The sequence below is a fragment of the Pseudomonas sp. C2.3V genome, assembly GCF_058536325.1.
Genome location: NZ_JBZUBN010000002.1, coordinates 695,165 through 712,550 on the forward strand (window position 1 = coordinate 695,165; position 17,386 = coordinate 712,550).

The 17,386-nt window shown below is 50.8% G+C and carries 18 protein-coding genes; 15 read left to right on the top strand and 3 right to left on the bottom strand.

Translation table 11 applies throughout. The annotated features are described in order from the left end of the window. Positions 1–246 precede the first annotated feature (246 nt). A complete protein-coding gene (locus tag AC4LF3_RS22890) occupies positions 247–1,008 on the top strand; it encodes a hypothetical protein (RefSeq protein ID WP_491836826.1) in 762 nt (253 codons plus the stop codon). 17 nt (positions 1,009–1,025) lie between these two features. On the opposite strand, the gene AC4LF3_RS22895 is transcribed toward AC4LF3_RS22890, so the two are convergent. After that, entirely contained in the window at positions 1,026–2,108 is a 1,083-nt protein-coding gene (locus AC4LF3_RS22895) for an IS630 family transposase (RefSeq protein ID WP_491836827.1), read from the bottom strand. Positions 2,109–2,426: 318 nt separating this feature from the next. Between AC4LF3_RS22895 and AC4LF3_RS22900 the strand changes: the two genes are divergently transcribed. The 7 genes from AC4LF3_RS22900 (at position 2,427) to AC4LF3_RS22930 (ending at position 8,106) form a co-directional block, all read left to right on the top strand. Beyond that, positions 2,427–3,815 carry an ApeA N-terminal domain 1-containing protein gene (locus AC4LF3_RS22900; RefSeq protein ID WP_491836828.1) on the top strand — a complete coding sequence of 463 codons (1,389 nt, stop codon included), beginning with the start codon at positions 2,427–2,429 and terminating at the stop codon, positions 3,813–3,815. Between the two features lie 109 nt (positions 3,816–3,924). Continuing rightward, positions 3,925–4,326: a hypothetical protein gene (locus AC4LF3_RS22905; RefSeq protein WP_491836829.1), complete on the top strand. Its 402-nt coding sequence runs from the start codon at positions 3,925–3,927 to the stop codon at positions 4,324–4,326. Positions 4,327–4,411: 85 nt separating this feature from the next. Further along, positions 4,412–4,807, top strand: coding sequence for a DUF2750 domain-containing protein (locus AC4LF3_RS22910; protein ID WP_491836830.1), 396 nt, complete (start codon positions 4,412–4,414; stop codon positions 4,805–4,807). 95 nt (positions 4,808–4,902) lie between these two features. After that, on the top strand, positions 4,903–5,589 hold the full coding sequence (locus AC4LF3_RS22915; protein ID WP_491836831.1) for a hypothetical protein: 687 nt from the start codon (positions 4,903–4,905) through the stop codon (positions 5,587–5,589). 94 nt (positions 5,590–5,683) lie between these two features. Continuing rightward, a complete protein-coding gene (locus AC4LF3_RS22920) occupies positions 5,684–6,343 on the top strand; it encodes a hypothetical protein (protein ID WP_491836832.1) in 660 nt (219 codons plus the stop codon). Positions 6,344–6,465: 122 nt separating this feature from the next. Then, entirely contained in the window at positions 6,466–6,957 is a 492-nt protein-coding gene (locus AC4LF3_RS22925) for a P-loop nucleotide/nucleoside kinase family protein (protein WP_491836833.1), read from the top strand. Between the two features lie 831 nt (positions 6,958–7,788). Further along, a complete protein-coding gene (locus AC4LF3_RS22930; protein WP_491836834.1) occupies positions 7,789–8,106 on the top strand; it encodes a hypothetical protein in 318 nt (105 codons plus the stop codon). Between the two features lie 230 nt (positions 8,107–8,336). On the opposite strand, the gene AC4LF3_RS22935 is transcribed toward AC4LF3_RS22930, so the two are convergent. Together AC4LF3_RS22935 and AC4LF3_RS22940 are read right to left on the bottom strand one after the other, a co-directional pair. Next, the gene (locus AC4LF3_RS22935) at positions 8,337–8,531 is read right to left on the bottom strand and encodes a helix-turn-helix transcriptional regulator (protein WP_491836835.1); all 195 of its coding nucleotides are present in this window, start codon (positions 8,529–8,531) and stop codon (positions 8,337–8,339) included. A gap of 260 nt (positions 8,532–8,791) precedes the next feature. Next, on the bottom strand, positions 8,792–9,880 hold the full coding sequence (locus AC4LF3_RS22940) for an NADH:flavin oxidoreductase (RefSeq protein WP_491836836.1): 1,089 nt from the start codon (positions 9,878–9,880) through the stop codon (positions 8,792–8,794). A gap of 156 nt (positions 9,881–10,036) precedes the next feature. Here AC4LF3_RS22940 and AC4LF3_RS22945 point away from each other — a divergent pair, with 156 nt between their 5' ends. From AC4LF3_RS22945 to AC4LF3_RS22975, 7 genes are all read left to right on the top strand, one after another. Continuing rightward, positions 10,037–10,915 (top strand): LysR family transcriptional regulator, encoded by an 879-nt coding sequence (locus tag AC4LF3_RS22945; protein ID WP_491836837.1) that lies wholly within the window; start codon positions 10,037–10,039, stop codon positions 10,913–10,915. A gap of 156 nt (positions 10,916–11,071) precedes the next feature. After that, positions 11,072–11,260, top strand: a complete 189-nt coding sequence (locus tag AC4LF3_RS22950) for a hypothetical protein (protein WP_491836838.1) — start codon at positions 11,072–11,074, stop codon at positions 11,258–11,260. Continuing rightward, a complete protein-coding gene (locus AC4LF3_RS22955; protein WP_491836839.1) occupies positions 11,244–11,597 on the top strand; it encodes a hypothetical protein in 354 nt (117 codons plus the stop codon). The genes AC4LF3_RS22950 and AC4LF3_RS22955 overlap by 17 nt, the downstream gene beginning before the upstream one ends. Beyond that, entirely contained in the window at positions 11,594–12,211 is a 618-nt protein-coding gene (gene imuA / locus AC4LF3_RS22960; protein WP_074829255.1) for a translesion DNA synthesis-associated protein ImuA, read from the top strand. Before AC4LF3_RS22955 ends, imuA begins: the two co-directional genes overlap by 4 nt. Before the next feature lie 10 nt (positions 12,212–12,221). Beyond that, complete coding sequence (locus tag AC4LF3_RS22965; protein ID WP_491836840.1) at positions 12,222–13,637, top strand: Y-family DNA polymerase; 1,416 nt, start codon at positions 12,222–12,224, stop codon at positions 13,635–13,637. Continuing rightward, positions 13,613–16,705 (top strand): error-prone DNA polymerase, encoded by a 3,093-nt coding sequence (locus AC4LF3_RS22970; protein ID WP_491836841.1) that lies wholly within the window; start codon positions 13,613–13,615, stop codon positions 16,703–16,705. The genes AC4LF3_RS22965 and AC4LF3_RS22970 overlap by 25 nt, the downstream gene beginning before the upstream one ends. 409 nt (positions 16,706–17,114) lie before the next feature. Then, positions 17,115–17,294: a hypothetical protein gene (locus AC4LF3_RS22975; protein WP_074829264.1), complete on the top strand. Its 180-nt coding sequence runs from the start codon at positions 17,115–17,117 to the stop codon at positions 17,292–17,294. Positions 17,295–17,386 lie beyond the last annotated feature (92 nt).

Here is a 17,386-nt window from a genome sequence, read left to right on the forward strand (position 1 = left end):
CCTACCTGTAATAGACGCGCTCCATGCGAATCGAGTAATGTCTGAGCTATATTTGCTCCCGCAGCCGTGCCGCCCTGTGCATGATGTATAACGCGCTTATACCGTCACTGCTCCTCGGAAAGGCCCGTTTTAGAAAGGAAAATGGAAATGACAAGGAAGGTTAGGCGTCAGACGCGTTCAGCATGTTATCCGTCAAGTGACGTCTAATAGTAGTTAGGGGTCTTAGCCGACAATCGAGAGGATCGCATGGAAGAGAAACCAAACTATATTGAAGATGCGGTATCAATTGCCATTGCAAGCCACCTTGCTTTGTTGAGCTTCCCCTTCTTCAAACATTCGATTGTTCCTATTTCTAGAGGGCGAGAACGTTGGTTGGGTGCGGACGCCAGGTTGCTAAGCGGAAAAAGATTCTTGCCATTTTACATGCAATTCAAGAGACCGTTTGCTCATACTGTGCCGAGTCGCGCTCAGATGATTAAAGATAGGAACAATCTGACGCCGAAGCTTTCAACTGCGCCTCGGACACTTTATTTCTCATTGCAGGAAAAACAAAAGCACCATAAGGACTTTCAGCATAATGTACTTTATAGGCTTCGTCAGAAGTTGCTGGGTCGCGGGATAGGTGATGCCGCATACGTTTGCCCTCTTTTTCTTGATAGGCAAACATATTTCTTTCAGGCACACATGGCTGGCCTAAAAAGATGGATTAGGCACTGGCCGTCCAACCCTTACGACCATGAGGACATAATTATAATGTCGGCGTTGGGCCCTACTGTGATAGAGGATGTTCCATTGCTCGCAGAACACATATCGGTTCCGCCGCATACCACGGTTACTGACGCTAAACACAAATACAGCTTTACTGAAAAAGGCGATGAGGTTTGCTTTCACTCACCGAAGCACCTTCCCGAAGGAAGCTTTCTACTTTCTGCGTGGTTGAGAAAAATTGCTTCTGCGGCTGAGTCAGGAGATCGGCTGATCTATTTCAATGATAGCCTAGTGTGGTGAATCACAAGTACGTTTAATTAGTTTCTACGAAAAGCTCGTGCTGCTCTACCTACTGAAGCCAGAATTTCACCAGCGCTCCTACTCCAGCGGAAGGGCCTCGGGTTCTGGTTGTAAGTAGCCAAATAATGGTTAATAGACTGCTCAAGATCGCTCACGCTGGTATGTGATTGCCGCTTGATCCATCTCTGACTAAGGGTCGAGCAAAAGCGCTCTACCAGGTTTAGCCAGGAAGCCGAGGTTGGGGTGATATGCACCTGATAACGAGGGTGTGCGGCTAGCCAGGCCTTTACCTGATCGGTTTTATGCACCTCATAGTTGTCCATGAGCAAGTGAACCGGTAGGTCCGTACAGATCTCTTCATCAATAGCCTTCAAGAACTCCACAAACTCAGCGCTACGATGACGACGCTTGAGACGCCCGATCACTTCGCCTGTGGCAACATCCAGCGCAGCAAACAATGACGTTGTGCCAAAGCGCTGATAGTCATGTGTTCGAGTGACCGGATGGCCTGGTGCCAAAGGCAGACCTGGCTGGGTTCGATCCAGGGCCTGGATCTGGCTTTTCTCATCAATACACAGCACCAGAGTCTTATCCGGTGGGTTCAGGTATAGCCCAACGATGTCATGAACTTTATCGACGAAGGCCGGATCGGTTGAGAGTTTGAACGTCTGCTCAAGGTGAGGCTTAAGGCCAAAGGCTCGCCAGATACGTTGCACACTGGCCATGGAAATATCGGTAGCCTTGCTCATGCGGCGCGAACTCCAGTGGCTGGCATCCTCAGGCTTGGTTTGCCGGACCCGATCAACAACCTCCTGAACCTTCTCGTCACTGATACTGCGGGGTCGCCCAGATCTGGGCTCATCATTAAGCCCCTCAAGTCCCCATTGTGAGAAGCGAAGACGCCACCGCGATACGGTCTGAGCTGTAATACCCAGGCGCCTGGCAATCGATGAGCCGGGTTCACCGCTAGCGCAAGAAAGGATGATTTCAGCGCGTAGTTTTGAATCCGCAGGACCTTTACGCTGAGCCCTTCGACGGCTGAGCTCGGCATGTTCTTGCCTGGTCAGTGTGATCTGTACAGCAGGACGGCCTGTTCTCATCGCATGCCTCCTTGAGTCAGTTTTGAGTACTCATTCTTCAGACCATACTTATGCTTGGTAGTTGTGATTCACCACACTAGGCTTCTTGCGCGAGCTCGTTTCTGAAGCAATTGGAGAGAATAGTCCGGACTTTGAACTGCCTAATGATCCCAGCCTTGCGTGGTATGCTTGGGGTGATTACCTGCATAAGCATTATGCAATTGAGCAGTACGGTGTCTTCGTTGATAACCCCTAACAATTTGCTGCACCGGAAAAATAGACTCGCTTGCGCTCGCTATTTTCCGGTGAGCAAGGCGTTAGATTTCACAAGGATACCGCGTGAGAATTGAAGAAGAATGGAAAAAGTCCGGTTACTTCTGGCTTCCTCAGAATGAAGATAAAAAAATCCCTGGAACCTTATCTATTCTAGATGGTGGGAAAATTGAGCTTGAAGTAGTTGGCCTATTTGATGACAGCATTGAAGCCCTTAACGGGAATGATGACCTTGACAGGATTATTGGTCACGTAGAAAAAGATGGTCTCGTTACACTAGAAGACTGTTTCTACAGAACGAAGAATATTTCATTTGGCGGTATAAGCAAATCGCTTGTTCATGTCCATAAAGTCATCAGTGGAGTTGCTTACGATAAAGATGAAGCCGTCACATTCAATACAGTTTCTTTTGTGGTAGAAGGAATCAATGAGTGGGTGGCAATAACTGGAATAAATGTTGCCCGTAGCAGTGATTATAAAACAGCGACTATAAGTTACACTCCTCAGGAAGAAATAGTGTACAACCTGCAATCAGGATTTAAGCTACACGTCCTTTTTGGATACACGCTTCCGGGGTTTCCTAGTACAACAGAAGCGAGGATAACCCAACAAACGTACTTCAAGTTGTCATCTGAGGATGCCAAGGATTTTTCAGAGTTTAGCAAGGTTATACATCAAATTACTTACTTGCTTGGTTTTGCCGTTGACTCTACAGTCACGATTAGCGACGTATCTGCAACATCAAATGAAATAGTCAGGGAAATTTCAGAGGGGAAAACAAGGCCTGTAAGTATAAAGCTATACTACCCCAGCCTGCCATTCTCAGACAGTGCACCAAAAATCGACACACATAGAATGCTATTCCGTTTTTCAGATATTCGTGAAAATGCTGAACATGTATTTAACAAATGGCTTAGTACATATTCAGTAATACGCCCATCTCTTGGATTGTATTTCTCCGCAGTATCAGGAGATCACAAATATCTGGATGGAAAATTCCTAGCACTTGCACAAGGTCTTGAGACGTATCATAGAAGAACGTCCAATGAGACTTTGAGGGATGAGTCGGAATTTAGGTCAATGGTGGCATCACTTTTATGGAATTGTCCAAAACAGAATAGAAAATGGTTGCGGGGGCGACTATATCACGGCAATGAAATTAATCTTGGTCAAAGAATTAAAAGGATTATTGAGCCCTACAAGGCTTACCTTGGAAATTCAAAACAGCGAAATAAGTTTATCAGAGGCGTAGTCAACACCAGAAATTACCTTACACACTACAGTGAGGAGCTTGAAAAAGACGCTGTGAAAGGCTCCGAACTATGGGGAATATGCCAGAAAATGGAAGCTGTCTTTCAGCTTCATCTTCTACAGCAGCTGGGGTTTGAAGAGTCTGATATTCAAAGAATTTTTAGTAATAACTACAAGCTAAAGCAGAAGTTTGATGAAATCTAACAAGTCAATCAACTACGCGCCTTCGGCGCCGGACAGCTTATACTGCGCTGCGCTGCGCTCCGTTCCAGCTGCCGGTTATTGAAGCGTTAGGTCACAGAGGAATATCACCATGAGCCTCACAAGTTTCTTTGAGAAAATCGGGGCGCCTCTTAAAAACTCACGTTGGTCATGGAGCGGTATTCGCAAAGACGGAACAGTAATATTGCGTGTATGGCAAGATCGCACAAGAAAGCACGAAGGAATTAACTACATGCAACTGTCTCATCTCCAAAAATATGGGGAGGGAGATGACAACCTCGGCTACATGGAACGTTTAGAACACATAAATCTTATAAAAAACGGGGCAAAATGCTACATGGTCATGTGCCGAGCCAAAGACCCCAAAGGCTCGCCTAGAAAAACCCTAAAGTATAACGAAGACAGTTTATTTCTCGGCGGAAATCTAATCGAAATTGAATCCGATTGGTATATTGAGATCGCAGCTAGCATTCCTGTGCAGTCCGCAACCTAACTAGCGGTTCAAATCGTTCGCTTCGCTCTCTGGGACTGCGTGCCGCAGCCCCTTAACTTAAGCGTTATGCTCTTAGGTGAACTCCGTGCCATATAAAATAAATCAGGCGCAATTTGATTCAGTTACTGCCCTTAGCAGTGCGGATCGCAGCTCCCATTTTGTAGCTAAGGTCGCAGACTGGCAGCAGCTATGGGCCGTTAAAAATGATGAGGGTTGGCTGGTCCCTATAACGCCTGATGGCCTAGAGTATTTCCCTGTCTGGCCCCACCCAGATTACGCCCAAAAAATTGCAGATGAGAATTTCCCCGGTCATGTAGCAGTAGAAATATCACTCGAAGAATTTTTGTCTCGTTGGTTACCGACCTGCGAAAAAGATAATGTAAAAATTGCAGTATTTCCTAATAAAGAGTGGGTGTTCTGGGTTATGGAGCCTAGAGATCTTGCCGATTGCTTCATGGGTGAAGCGAGCCATTATGAGTAATAGCATAATATCTGGTTCAAATCGCTCGCCGTGCTCGCTGGGACGGGCTAAAGCCCGCCCTTTAACCAAACGTTAGCTTCAAGAGGCGCAAGGCATTGGCAGTAGAAAATCTTCAGGATTTAGCAGCAGAGATCATTAATAATGGCTTGTCACTTTCTGCCATTGATTATGTATACATCACATTAGTCGCTCTGGTTTCGTCTGCATTAGGCGCTTACTTTGGCTCATACTTTAAAAGTCGAGGGGCAGAGAAGGCGTTACAAAACAGCTTCGATGATGTGAAAGAGCGATTGAGACAGACAACGCGATTGACTGAGGAAATCAAGTCTTCGATTGAGCTTGGTACATTAGAGCATCAGATTAAGTTTTCCAAGCTTCATGAAAAGAGAGTTGAAATTATTGAGGGGTTATATCATCGTTTGATTGCAATGGAGACCGAAGCAAAGACCTTTGTTTACAAGTCTAGCCCCACTCATTCGGATCAAGATCAATTTAATACAGCCAATAGCACTATTAATGAATTTATTTCCTATTCGAGGCTTAATAAATTCTGGGTTGAGAAAAGCCTTTTCGATGAAATCGAAGCTATTGCACTCAAGTTGGATAAAATAATTCATGGTGCTGCGTTCAATTGCGACGTTAACCCACAAAATGCACAGCAGTTTGAGAAAGCAATGGAAGAGAGAAGAAAGTTAGTGGAGGCCATTAGCAACGAAATACCTGCTGCGAAAGAGAAAATCATTGATAGCATAAGAAAAGTATTGGAACCATCAAAAAACTAACAATCAATTGCAGCGGACCTAAATTTGCTGAACAAATTTTGTCCGCTAAATTGGGCGTTAGTCAGAACTTTCAAAATCTAAAAGGATTTCTATATTGGCCACGCTCGCTGGTGTTTACTTACACATTGACATGGAGCTTTCCGAGAATGAAAAGTCAGAAGCGAAACACTATCTTGAACAGCTAACAAAAGACTTTCTTTGCAGGCTTTATCACCAAGATATCAATTTATCAATTGAAATTCGCGACGGCAGCGTAAAGATTTGGCTCTCCGTTGCAGGAGCCATATATCTCACGATAGGACAGTACGGCTCATTTCGAGCCGGCATAGATCAACTAATAAAAGACTCTCATACAGTAAAAAGCTTTATAACCAGCACACTACTAAAAGGAGGGCTATCCCAAAGCCTGCTCCTAGAAGAGAAAAGACTGATCACGACCCCAGAGAAAGCACGGAAAATTCTATCGAAGATCGAAAGAGCTCAAACAATGCTTCACACAATGAATAGCGAACAAGTCCAGAAAGAGCTTTCAATAATATACAAGTCCGTTGACAAACTATTCATTGAGTTAAGCTCGCACGAAGATCAAAAACTCTTTATTGACGCCGTTCCTAGTGAAATTCAAAAAAAACTATTCCCATACCACAACGAACCACCATATAAGTATATCAATGATTCTTACTTTGCTCATATTCGACGCAGAAACTACAGATGGGAGTCACCATTTCAAAAGAACCGGCTTGAATTAGAATAATATATTTTTACAAAAAATGCCATCCTCATTACTCCATTACAGCCTTCAAACCGTTCGCTTCGCTTGCTGGGGCGGGCTAAAGTTCCCCTAACCAAACGTTAGGTGCACTTAGGAGATTTTTAATGACTAAGAGAGCAACCCTTCACCTCATGTGCGGAAAAATGGGCGCTGGCAAGTCCACTTTTGCCAAATCGCTCGCAGAGTCCTCAGGTGCAGCTCTCCTATCGGAAGACGATCTGCTGCGTGGCCTTTATCCCGGCGAGGTCACCGATCTAGGCAGCTACATGACGCTGTCTAGCCGCATCAAGAACGCCTTGGCTGGCCATATCTGTGCGCTGCTACGTCAGGGTATGTCTGTTGTCTTGGACTTTCCCGGTAATACTGTGAATCAGCGGGCCTGGTTCCGGGAACTCATTGAAAGCTCAGGTGCCTACCATCAACTGCACTACCTTGATGTATCGGACGAGACATGCAGACGGCAGCTTAGGGAACGCCGGTCTATTAATGGCGGTGACCCGCTGCAAGATGACGCCACGTTTGATGCCCTGCTAGCCTACTTCGCGCCGCCCTCACCGGAAGAGCAGTTCAACGTGGTTCGGTTTGGGGCGGGCTAAAAAATCGCTTCTTAACCTAACGTCAAATGCAGGTTACATGGACCCGACAGATCTCGATGACAAAATCGCAAAAGGCAGAATTGATCTTTGGCTACCCCAGAACAAGTCGCGTTTAGCGCCAATGAATGACAAAAATTCCAAACAATGCACCGCTGTAAGTAAAAGAAGCTTAACCACTCCGATATTGCTGCGCAAGCAAGCTTATTGCTAGAGCTCTAGCAGCTACCCTTTAATTATCTAATTGAATAATATTGATTTTAAAATATAAAGACGATGCCTACCCCAATGGGTGGAAGAAAGTCCGAGAAGAGCCGGAGAATAATATATAAGCTTGGATAACTTATAAGAGATAAACACTGGAAATTTTATCCATTAAATAAAATACGTAAGACTTTTGATGGAAAACTAAGCTTTAAAAATTAATTTAATTATGAATATACTATTCATTTGTAGCCGTAATCAGTGGCGAAGTCCTACAGCTGAAACAGTCTGGCGCAAACATCCAGGCATCAGTGTTCGGTCTGCAGGTACAAGCCCAAATGCTCGCAGAACAGTAGGCCCTGCAGATATACGGTGGGCAGATGTTATTATTGTCATGGAGCAGAAGCATAAGAGCAGGTTAGTGGCGGATTTTACTCGCCTATTGGAGCATAAGCCTATTCATGTGCTGGAAATTCCAGACGAGTACAAATATATGGACCCAGAGCTCGTAGATATCCTGAAAGAATCTGTGGGCAGTTGTCTCGCTATCTAATAAATGGTTAAGCTTATGTGATTCCGCTTACTCGGACTTAGCTAAAGTCTAGCCTTACCAAACAGTGTGAGAGTTGCATGGAGCTAATAGAGCTAGAAGAAGGCCAGCTTCTTGGGATTGAATTAGAGGCTAGCGAGTTGTTCGTACAGTTTATGGCACTTACCTCCGATAATGAGAGAGTAACTGTCTTTTCTCATAATCGAGATACCTCAAAGATAAAGATTCGATTCTACGCATTATCGTTAAAGGCAGGACTTTGCACAGTGGATGGCTGCGCCACTCTTGGGGAAATAGAGTCGGTCTCATGCTGTAACGATCGCTATAGCCTCGAAGGAGATTTTGGTGCAATTACAGTATTTGCAGATACAACCTTCATCCAACCAGCTCCTGTCTGATTAGGTAACGGGCCTGCTAAAACCTGCCATTTATGTCTGCATAAGGCAGCGTAACGTTGCATAAGAAGCAAAAGCAAGCCATTTGAGCTGCCGCATCGCATGATCCTAGGTGTAGCGAGCCAGATAGGCGTTAGCCTTAGATTAAATTCAATAGCCAGCTGCGCTCGAAATACGTGGAAGTCGTTCGGGCAGAGGCGGTAGACCATACTAAGTGAATGTATTAGTAACCCTTATTGTTCATCATCAAAGATTGCCTCGATAGGCAAGGCAAAAATCCGTGCTATTTGAAAAGCCAGTGGCAGGCTAGGGTCGTAGCGGCCGTTTTCGATGGCGTTGATGGTTTGTCGGGAAACGTCAAGCTGCGAGGCGAGATCGGCCTGGGACCAGTTACGGTTGGTGCGCAGCTCCTTGAGTTTGTTTTTCATCGGTAACGCCGCGCCGCTATTCTTAGTCCTATTATCCACATGAGCCCCATGATAGGCCACACCATATGCCAGCTGATATGGGGAAAACCTACACATGGAGAGAGGCGTTACGAGAGAGGCAAGCCTGAGTGCACTAGCATTCAGGGCGAAAAGACATGGAAGCGTCTAACGTCGTAAGACTGGAGCAAAACGGCCAGACAAATGTCTGGCCGTTTGGGTGGCTGTATCGCTTGAATATTATTGTGGTAAAGACCTAGGCCTCAGAGCGTTTCGGATGCCTTGATATGAGCAATCGGGCCTAGCAGGCTAGGATCAAATTCAGCCAGCGCTTGCGCGTTCTCCACCTTTTGCGGCCAGCCGGGGTTGGCCAGCGCACCGCGTCCAATGGCAATCAGATCGGCGCCGTCTTCCAGCGCCTGTGCTGCCCGCTCCGGATCATGCAGTTTGCCGTTGGCAATGACTGTAACATTGGGTGCATAGCGGCGTGCCAGGGCTGCAAGGCTAAGCCCTTCGCCAAAGGCGGGCTGCCACGCTTCATGCTCGGTGACGTGGATGAAGTCGATACCCGCTTCGGCCAGCGTACCAAATACAATTTCTGCTCCGGCTTCGCCTTCTTTCCATTTGTGCTCGAAGTCGTTCACCTTGCCTTGGGAGATGCGGATTCCCACGGGTACGTTAGCCCCGATTGCAGAGCGAACCGCTTTATACACTTCAAGGCTCAGCGAGAGACGTTGGCGAATATCACCACCCCAACGGTCATCACGCGTGTTGGTGTAGTCGGTAAAGAACTGATCGAGCAGGTAGCCATTGGCGCCATGGATCTCTATGCCATCGAATCCCGCAACCTCCACCGCCCGCTTGGCTGCCTGGGCAAAGCTGCTGATGACATCAGCGATGTCTGCTTCGGTCATTGCTTTTGGCAGGGGATAAGGGCCTTGACCACGGTAGAACGTCATCTGCTGGCCCTTGGGTTGGAGGGCAGAGGGGGCGAGGGTGTCGTTGCGGAACCGATTACCTTGAGTCAACGCACCGGCATGCATGAGTTGGGCAAAGACCTTGCTGCCCTGGGCATGCAGAGTATCCACAAGAGGTTTCCAGGCCTGGGCTTGCTCGTTATCGCTCATCCCAGGCTGATACGCATAACCCTGGGCGTAAGCCTGATCGGTATACAAGCCTTCCGTGATGATCAACCCAAACCCACCACGTGCAAAGCGCTCGTAGTAACGATTCATGGTGTCGTTCGGCGTCCCGTCCTCATTGGCACTGACACGTGTCATGGGCGCCACGGCGAGGCGGTTGTTTAACGATACGCCGGTTATATCGAAATGGGTGAAAAGCGTCTTGACCATGGGATGATGTCTCCAAAGGCTTTAATGCAAAGAGAAGTTTGCCAAGCCTTTATCGATAGGCTTGAAGAGGGATCGTGTGGTTACGATAGCGATATCTTGAGTGCTTCTGTAGCCTGCACAGGTGAGTAACCGGTATAACGGTAGGCGTTAAAGTCTATGGATATGAAAGATGTTGCCGTCCTGGCAGCCATTGCAGCGGCGGGGAGTTTGTCAGGTGCGGCCCGCCGCCTCGGCATGACACCTATGTCTGTTTCACGTCGGCTGGCGGCATTGGAGCGTGAGTTGCGGGTTCGGCTGATTCACCGTACGACCCGCTCCGTATCGCTGACACCTGAAGGCGAGGCGTTTTTACCGTATGCCCAGACCATGCTGGAGGCTGAGGAGGCTGCACGTGCTACGCTTTCTCCAGAGGCCTCTGGTGCTCGCGGTGTGCTGAAGATCACCGCGCCAGCAGTTTTTGGCCGCACGGTGATTGCGCCTCTATTACCCCAGCTCTTGGCAGAGCATCCTGCCTTGAAGATCGATTTGAATCTGAGTGATAACATTGTCGATATTGTGGGGAGCGGTATCGATGTAGCCATTCGTATTGCACCTTTGCGAGACTCGAACCTGATTGCCCGGCAGCTGGTAGTCAATCCACGTGTGTTGTGCGCCTCCCCGGATTATCTGCGCCTCAATGGTACGCCTGTTAATTCCGGTGAGCTGGCTGATCACGCCTGTCTCCTGTTGAACGGCCTTCAGCACTGGCCTTTCATGGCAGGGCAGCAGGTGCGCTCAATTCGGGTGGAGGGGCGGCTTTCCAGCAGCAGCCTTGAAGGTATTCGTACTGCCTGCCTTCAGGGGTTGGGCCTCGCCCAGCTAACTTATTGGGATGTGCATGGAGAGCTGGCAGCCGATTCGTTGGTAGAGGTCAGCCTGGATGATGTACAGCCGCAGGCGCTGTCTATCTGGGCGCTGCTACCGACGCGGCGTTATATCCCACTGAGGGTAAAGGTTTTCCTAGAACTGCTTGGAAATCGCCTGAACAGGCCTTGAAGTGTGGAGCACGTTATACGTTTAGCGATGGGGCATAAAAGGAATCCGCGTCAAATAAAGGCCTTTTGATATACCGTTCGTCGGAGTCAAGATTGCGAGATACCGTTTGTCTTATTACTGTTTATTTATACAGTAATAGCAAAGGAGGTCTCACACATGTTCATGCTTGCCCTTTTACGACTACTCAGCCCTGAAAAACAGGTCGACCCTGTCTGTTGGATGGCGCAGGAAGATTATCTTCATCTGGCGCACAGGCTCTCTGGGAGCACACTTCAAACAGCGGCTTGCAAGGATGCTGAAAACGTTGTCGTGCTCAAGGTAGGGCCACATGGACAAGCTCAGTGAAGCGATCGACTCGCTTGATCTGCAAGTCATTCTGTTCCGACCACAATCATCACTGCTTCGCTATGATCACTTACTCAACGAGACGTTGGATAGGTTACGTGGCGTTCTAGCAAAAGCCCAGCAGGCCAATTACCTGCAAGGCAAGCCATATAACAAACCAGTCCTCGTTGATACTTACAACGGTCTGGTAAAGGCCCATCGGCACATCTCCCGCTTTAAGGCATTTAATTGGGTTTGGCATGCGCGCCTGGCTTTGCTCAGGCTACTGCTCAAGCCGCTGGCCGGAGACAATCTCCAGCTGACCCATGCCCTGCGCAAAGCGGGAGGCATGCCATGAGTAATGTGGTAGCGCTCGAAGGCCTGCTTGACAGTCGTCGGGTCTGGAAGGGTCACGGCGTTCAGGTCAGAACAGGCACTCAGCCAACCGGATATGCGGAGCTGGATGAGCGATTGCCTTTTGGCGGCTGGCCTGAGGCGGCCTTGACCGAGATCCTGCTGCCCTATACCGGAATAGGGGATATCAAGCTACTTTGGCCTACGCTTGCCCGGCTGACGCAAAGCGGTGAGCGAGTTACCTTGATTGCACCCCCTTATGTGCCTTATCCCCAGGCCTGGATCGCCGCTGGGGTTGATATGGATTTGGTGGGTATCGTCGAAGCCAAGGGGCGAGAAACCTTATGGGCTGCTGAGCAATGCCTTCGCTCGGGCAGTTGTGGTGCGGTACTGTGCTGGCCGGAACGTGCGGATGACAAGGCGCTACGCAGGCTACAAGTGGCGGCCGAGACCGGGCAGACATTGGCGTTTGTCTACCGCAGCCTTGAAGAGGCAGCCAATCCATCACCTGCTGCCCTACGGTTGGTGATAGAGCCCAGCCCGTTACAGCTGCGCATCCTCAAGTGCCGTGGCGGTCAACCGAAAGCACTGCCTCTTCCTGCGGCTGCCTGGCGCTAAGGGGGCCGCTATGAAATGGGCGTGTATCCTGCTGCCACAACTGGCGCTGGACGGTGTGCTGCGTCACCGTCCCGAATGTACCGAACCCTTGGTCTTGCTCGGAGGTACGCCACAACGGCGCGTCCTGCGTGCAGTCAATGCCCGTGCCAGGGCGTTGGGGCTGGCGCCAGGGTTGACCCTCGCCGCTGCACAAACCTTATGCCCGGGCTTTGCAACAGCCGAATACGATCTGGACGATATCGAGCGCAACCAGAATCTTCTGGCTGCCTGGGCATATGGCTTCAGTGCCCAGGTGAGTCTGCATTATCCACGAGCGCTTCTGCTTGAAGTTGAATCGAGCATGCCGTTGTTTGGCCCCTGGCCTGCGTTTTCCAGGCGCCTACGTGACGAGTTGGCGGCGCTCGGCTTCAGCCATCGTATTACCCTGGCGCCCAATCCTGTATCCGCGCGCATCATGGCCAATGTCTCGGATGACCTAGTTATCGCGAACGATACGGAGTTGCGGCAAAGGCTCGGCCCCTTGCCACTGGACCGGGCTGGCCTGGACAACGCCCTGGTGCAATCGCTTGGCCGTATGGGGCTGATACGACTCAGGCAGGTAATGGATCTGCCCAGGGCCGAAATAGCCAGGCGCTTTTCCGCCGGTTTGCTGAACCAACTCGATCTGTTACTGGGTAGAAGGCCATTGGCGCTGGGCTTCTACCGGCCGCCTGATACCTTTGATGCGCGGGTAGAGTTTAACTTTGAAGTGGAGTCGAACCAGCAACTCCTGTTTCCGTTACGTCGCCTGACGTTGGATCTGGCCATGTACCTGGCCGGGAGGGACAGTGGTGTGCAGCGCTTCATGCTGTATCTGGAGCACCGTGCGCAACCGGATAGCCTGATCACAGTAGGACTCCTGACACCCGAACGGGATGCGGGCCTGTTGTTTGAATATGCCCGTGGGCGGCTGGAAATCCATCAGGTTACGGCGCCCATTCTGGCGTTGCGGCTGGTCGCGGAGCAACTTCCAGCCTTTGTACCGGAGCACCGTAGTTTGTTTGAACCGCGACCGCAGCAGACGCTATCGTGGGAGCAGTTACGCGAACGCCTCAGAACACGCCTTGGTGATTCGGCCGTCTATGCGGTTGGCGGCCAGGGGGATCATCGGCCGGAGGCATCCTGGCGGCAGGATGCCAAATCATGTGATCTACAGATGCTTGCGCAAGGGAAGCGCCCGGCGTGGCTGTTACGTGAGCCTATTCCACTGGGCGAGGCGGCACCCCATATTCTGGCCGGTCCCGAGCGGATCGAGTCTGGCTGGTGGGACGGCAGCGATATACGCCGGGACTACTATCTGGTGGAGCTTCCCAATGGCCGCCTGGCCTGGGCTTATCAGGCAATCGCACAGCGGCCGGGTTGGTGGTTGCATGGGTGGTTTGCATGAGCACTGGTTATGCGGAGCTGCACTGTTTATCCCATTTCAGTTTTCAGCGAGGCGCCTCCAGTGCCGATGAGTTATTTGAACGGGCCAAACGCCTGAGATATGAGGCACTGGCCATTACGGATGAGTGCACGCTTGCCGGTATCGTACGCGCCTGGCAAGCCGCACAAGCACATGGCCTACCTCTGATTGTGGGTGCTGAATTCTGTATCAGTGAAGGTCCTAAGGTTGTGCTGCTGGTGGAAGACCTGGGCGGCTACCATCATCTGTGCCGACTGATTACCCGAGCGAGGCGCCGTGCGGAAAAGGGCCGTTATCGTCTACTCAAGGAGGATCTTACGGATCACTGCTTGGGACTTGTGGCGATCTGGCTGCCTGACATGGACGACAATACGCAGGGTAGCTGGTTGAGCAAGTGCTTTCCCGGGCGCCTATGGGTAGGTGTCGAGCGACATTATGGTCCGGATGATGCCGAAAGATGGGTAAGGCTTCAGGCGCTAGGCGCCGCCCTGGATTTGCCTCTGGTCGCCTGTGGCGATGTGCATATGCACGCACGAGGGCGGCGGGCCTTGCAGGACACCATGACCGCCATTCGGCATCATGTAACGGTCGCCGAAGCTGGGCAGCGATTGTTCCCCAATGGTGAACGCCACCTGCGTACGCTGGAGACACTGTTTGAGTGCTATCCGGCAGCGTTGCTGGCCGAGTCGGTGAAGATTGCCCGACGCTGTCGTTTCAGGCTTACCGAACTACAGTATCACTATCCTTCGGAGGTAGTGCCCCAGGGGCATACGCCCACTAGCTGGCTACGCAGGTTGGTAGAGCAGGGCAGTATCTGGCGGTGGCCGGAAGGTGCGCCGGACACTGTTACGAAACAGCTGGATCGTGAACTTGAGCTGATCTGCCAGAAGCGGTACGAGAGTTATTTCCTGACCGTGCATGACATCGTCCGCTTTGCACGAGAGCAAGGCATTCTCTGTCAGGGTCGGGGCTCAGCAGCCAACTCGGCGGTATGCTTTGCCCTGGGGATTACCGAGCTTGATCCGACGCGAATCAATTTACTGTTCGAGCGGTTCATTTCCCATGAGCGAAACGAGCCGCCAGACATTGATGTGGACTTTGAGCACGAGCGCCGTGAAGAGGTCATCCAGTATGTCTTTCAACGTTACGGGCGCACACGTGCAGCCCTGACGGCGGTGGTCAATACCTACCACGCGGCTGGCGCCGTGCGTGACGTGGCCAAGGCGCTGGGCTTGCCGGCGGATCAGATCAATGCCCTGGCTGAATGCTGCGGTCGCTGGAGCGATCGTATACCGCCTCCGGATCGCCTGCAGGAGGCCGGCTTTGACCCGGAGAGCCTGTTGCTCAAGCGGGTGCTCGTCCTGGCCGGTGAGTTGATTGGGTTTCCACGGCATCTCTCGCAGCACCCAGGTGGATTCGTCATTTCGGAGCAATCACTGGAGACGCTTGTACCCGTAGAAAATGCAGCCATGGCCGAGCGTACCGTTATTCAGTGGGACAAGGACGATCTGGACGCCATGGGGCTGCTAAAAGTAGATATCTTGGCGCTGGGCATGCTTAGCGCGCTACGCCGCTGCTTCGATCTGATTCGGCACTACAAAGGACGTGAACTTACCCTGGCCACCATTCCTCAGGAAGACCGAAAGACCTACGCCATGATCAGTCGTGCAGACACCCTAGGCACTTTTCAGATCGAGTCACGGGCCCAGATGGCCATGCTGCCACGGCTCAAGCCACAAACGTTTTATGATCTGGTCATCGAGGTGGCAATCGTTCGTCCCGGGCCTATCCAGGGTGATATGGTTCATCCCTATCTGCGCCGCCGTAACGGCGAGGAGCCTATCGCTTATCCCTCCCGCCTGAAGCGTGTATTCGAGCGTACCTTGGGGGTTCCGCTGTTTCAGGAGCAGGTCATGGAGCTGGCAATTGTGGCTGCAGACTACACGCCTGGCGAGGCCGATCAATTGCGTCGCTCCATGGCCGCCTGGAAGCGCCACGGCGGCCTTGAGCCGCATAGGCAAAGGCTGACCGAACGCATGCTTGCCAATGGCTATACCCGGGAATTTGCTGAGCGCATCTTTTTGCAGATTCAGGGCTTTGGCAGTTATGGGTTTCCTGAATCCCATGCAGCCAGCTTTGCGTTACTGACTTATGCCAGTTGCTGGTTGAAATGCCATGAGCCGGCTGCTTTTGCCTGTGCCCTGATCAATAGCTGGCCCATGGGGTTTTATAGCCCTGATCAGGTGTTGCAGGATGCCCGGCGACACGGTATTGAAACGCGTTCAATCGACGTCTGTCATAGCCATTGGGACTGTAGTCTGGAGCAGACAGACACCGACCAGCCTGCAATCCGATTAGGCTTGCGAATGATTCGAGGGCTTTCGGAATCAGCCGGACGCGCTATTGAAAAAGCCTGTGCGGTACAGCCGTTTTTGAGTGTGGCCGATCTCTGCCTGCGAGCAGGGCTCGATGCCAGAGCGCGTGAATGTCTGGCAGACGCTGGCGCGCTCAAAAGCCTGGCGGGGCATCGCTATCAGGCCCGCTGGAATATGGCAGCTATCGAGCCGCAGTTGCCTCTCTTCACAGAGGGCGCAGTGGTGAGCGAGGAACACGTCAAATTACCAGAGCCTACTGTGGCAGACGATCTGTATACCGACTACGCCGCTACAGGTACTACGCTGGGGCCACATCCGTTAGCACTGCTTAGGGCTGAGCTCAGGACTCGCCGGCTGCTCGATTCGCGCGAACTTGCCGAGCGATATCATGGGCAGCTCTCGCGCATTGCCGGCCTCGTCGTTGGTCGGCAACGCCCTGGTACTGCCAGTGGCGTTACCTTTGTAACGCTTGAAGATGAGTATGGAATGGTCAATGTGGTCGTATGGCGTGACCTTGCCGAGCGGCAGCGACGCGAACTGCTGCAGTCGAGGCTGCTGCGTATCGATGGTACGGTTGAACGAAAGGAAGGAGTGCTGCATCTCATTGCGGGTCGTCTTACAGACCTGAGCGAGCTGCTTGACGGACTGGATACCCGGAGCCGGGATTTCAAATAGTGAGGTTAACTGCGGGTAAGGTGCGTTGGGTCTGAGCCTATCGTCGCGCTTGCCTAGCTGACCTTGAGCACTGTCGTATTTTTATACGAGAGTCGTCCGCCTAGTTGCAAACCTGGTCTGGCACAACCTTTTTAACCCAATGCGTAAGTGTGAATGCTGATACACGTAAGGGCGTGCCAGAAGCCAATCAAGCAAGGCGTTATAATAGCTATGTTGATAGCACTATGATCTCATAAAGACGCAATGAAACTTAAATTTAATGCTATTGAAATAATAGTGTAATAAAACAACTGAATATTAAGCTTTGCTTACTTATTTATTATAGAAATATAGACAATCTATTTCTTGAAGGTTAAAAGGTAGGCGCAAAAACGAGAAGTCGATTTCTTTAAAGCTTAGAGCATGTGAAATGGATATACGCATAGAAAAAGTACAAGCTGAATCCACATGGGTTGTTTGGCTGAATAATATTCCGGTCAAGTTCTATACGGAATATGAAGCCGATGCCTTTGCTCAGAAGCTTTCGACACGCATTGATGCGCTGCAAGACGTCCGGCTGACCAGGGAAAGTCTGGCCGAGGCAGTGTAAAACGCGGAAGCGGGACTCTGGTTAAGGAGTGCCGCTTTAAACGTGTTGTGCTCACTACCGTCTTACCATGCAAGGAGCAGTTTTCAAAGCAA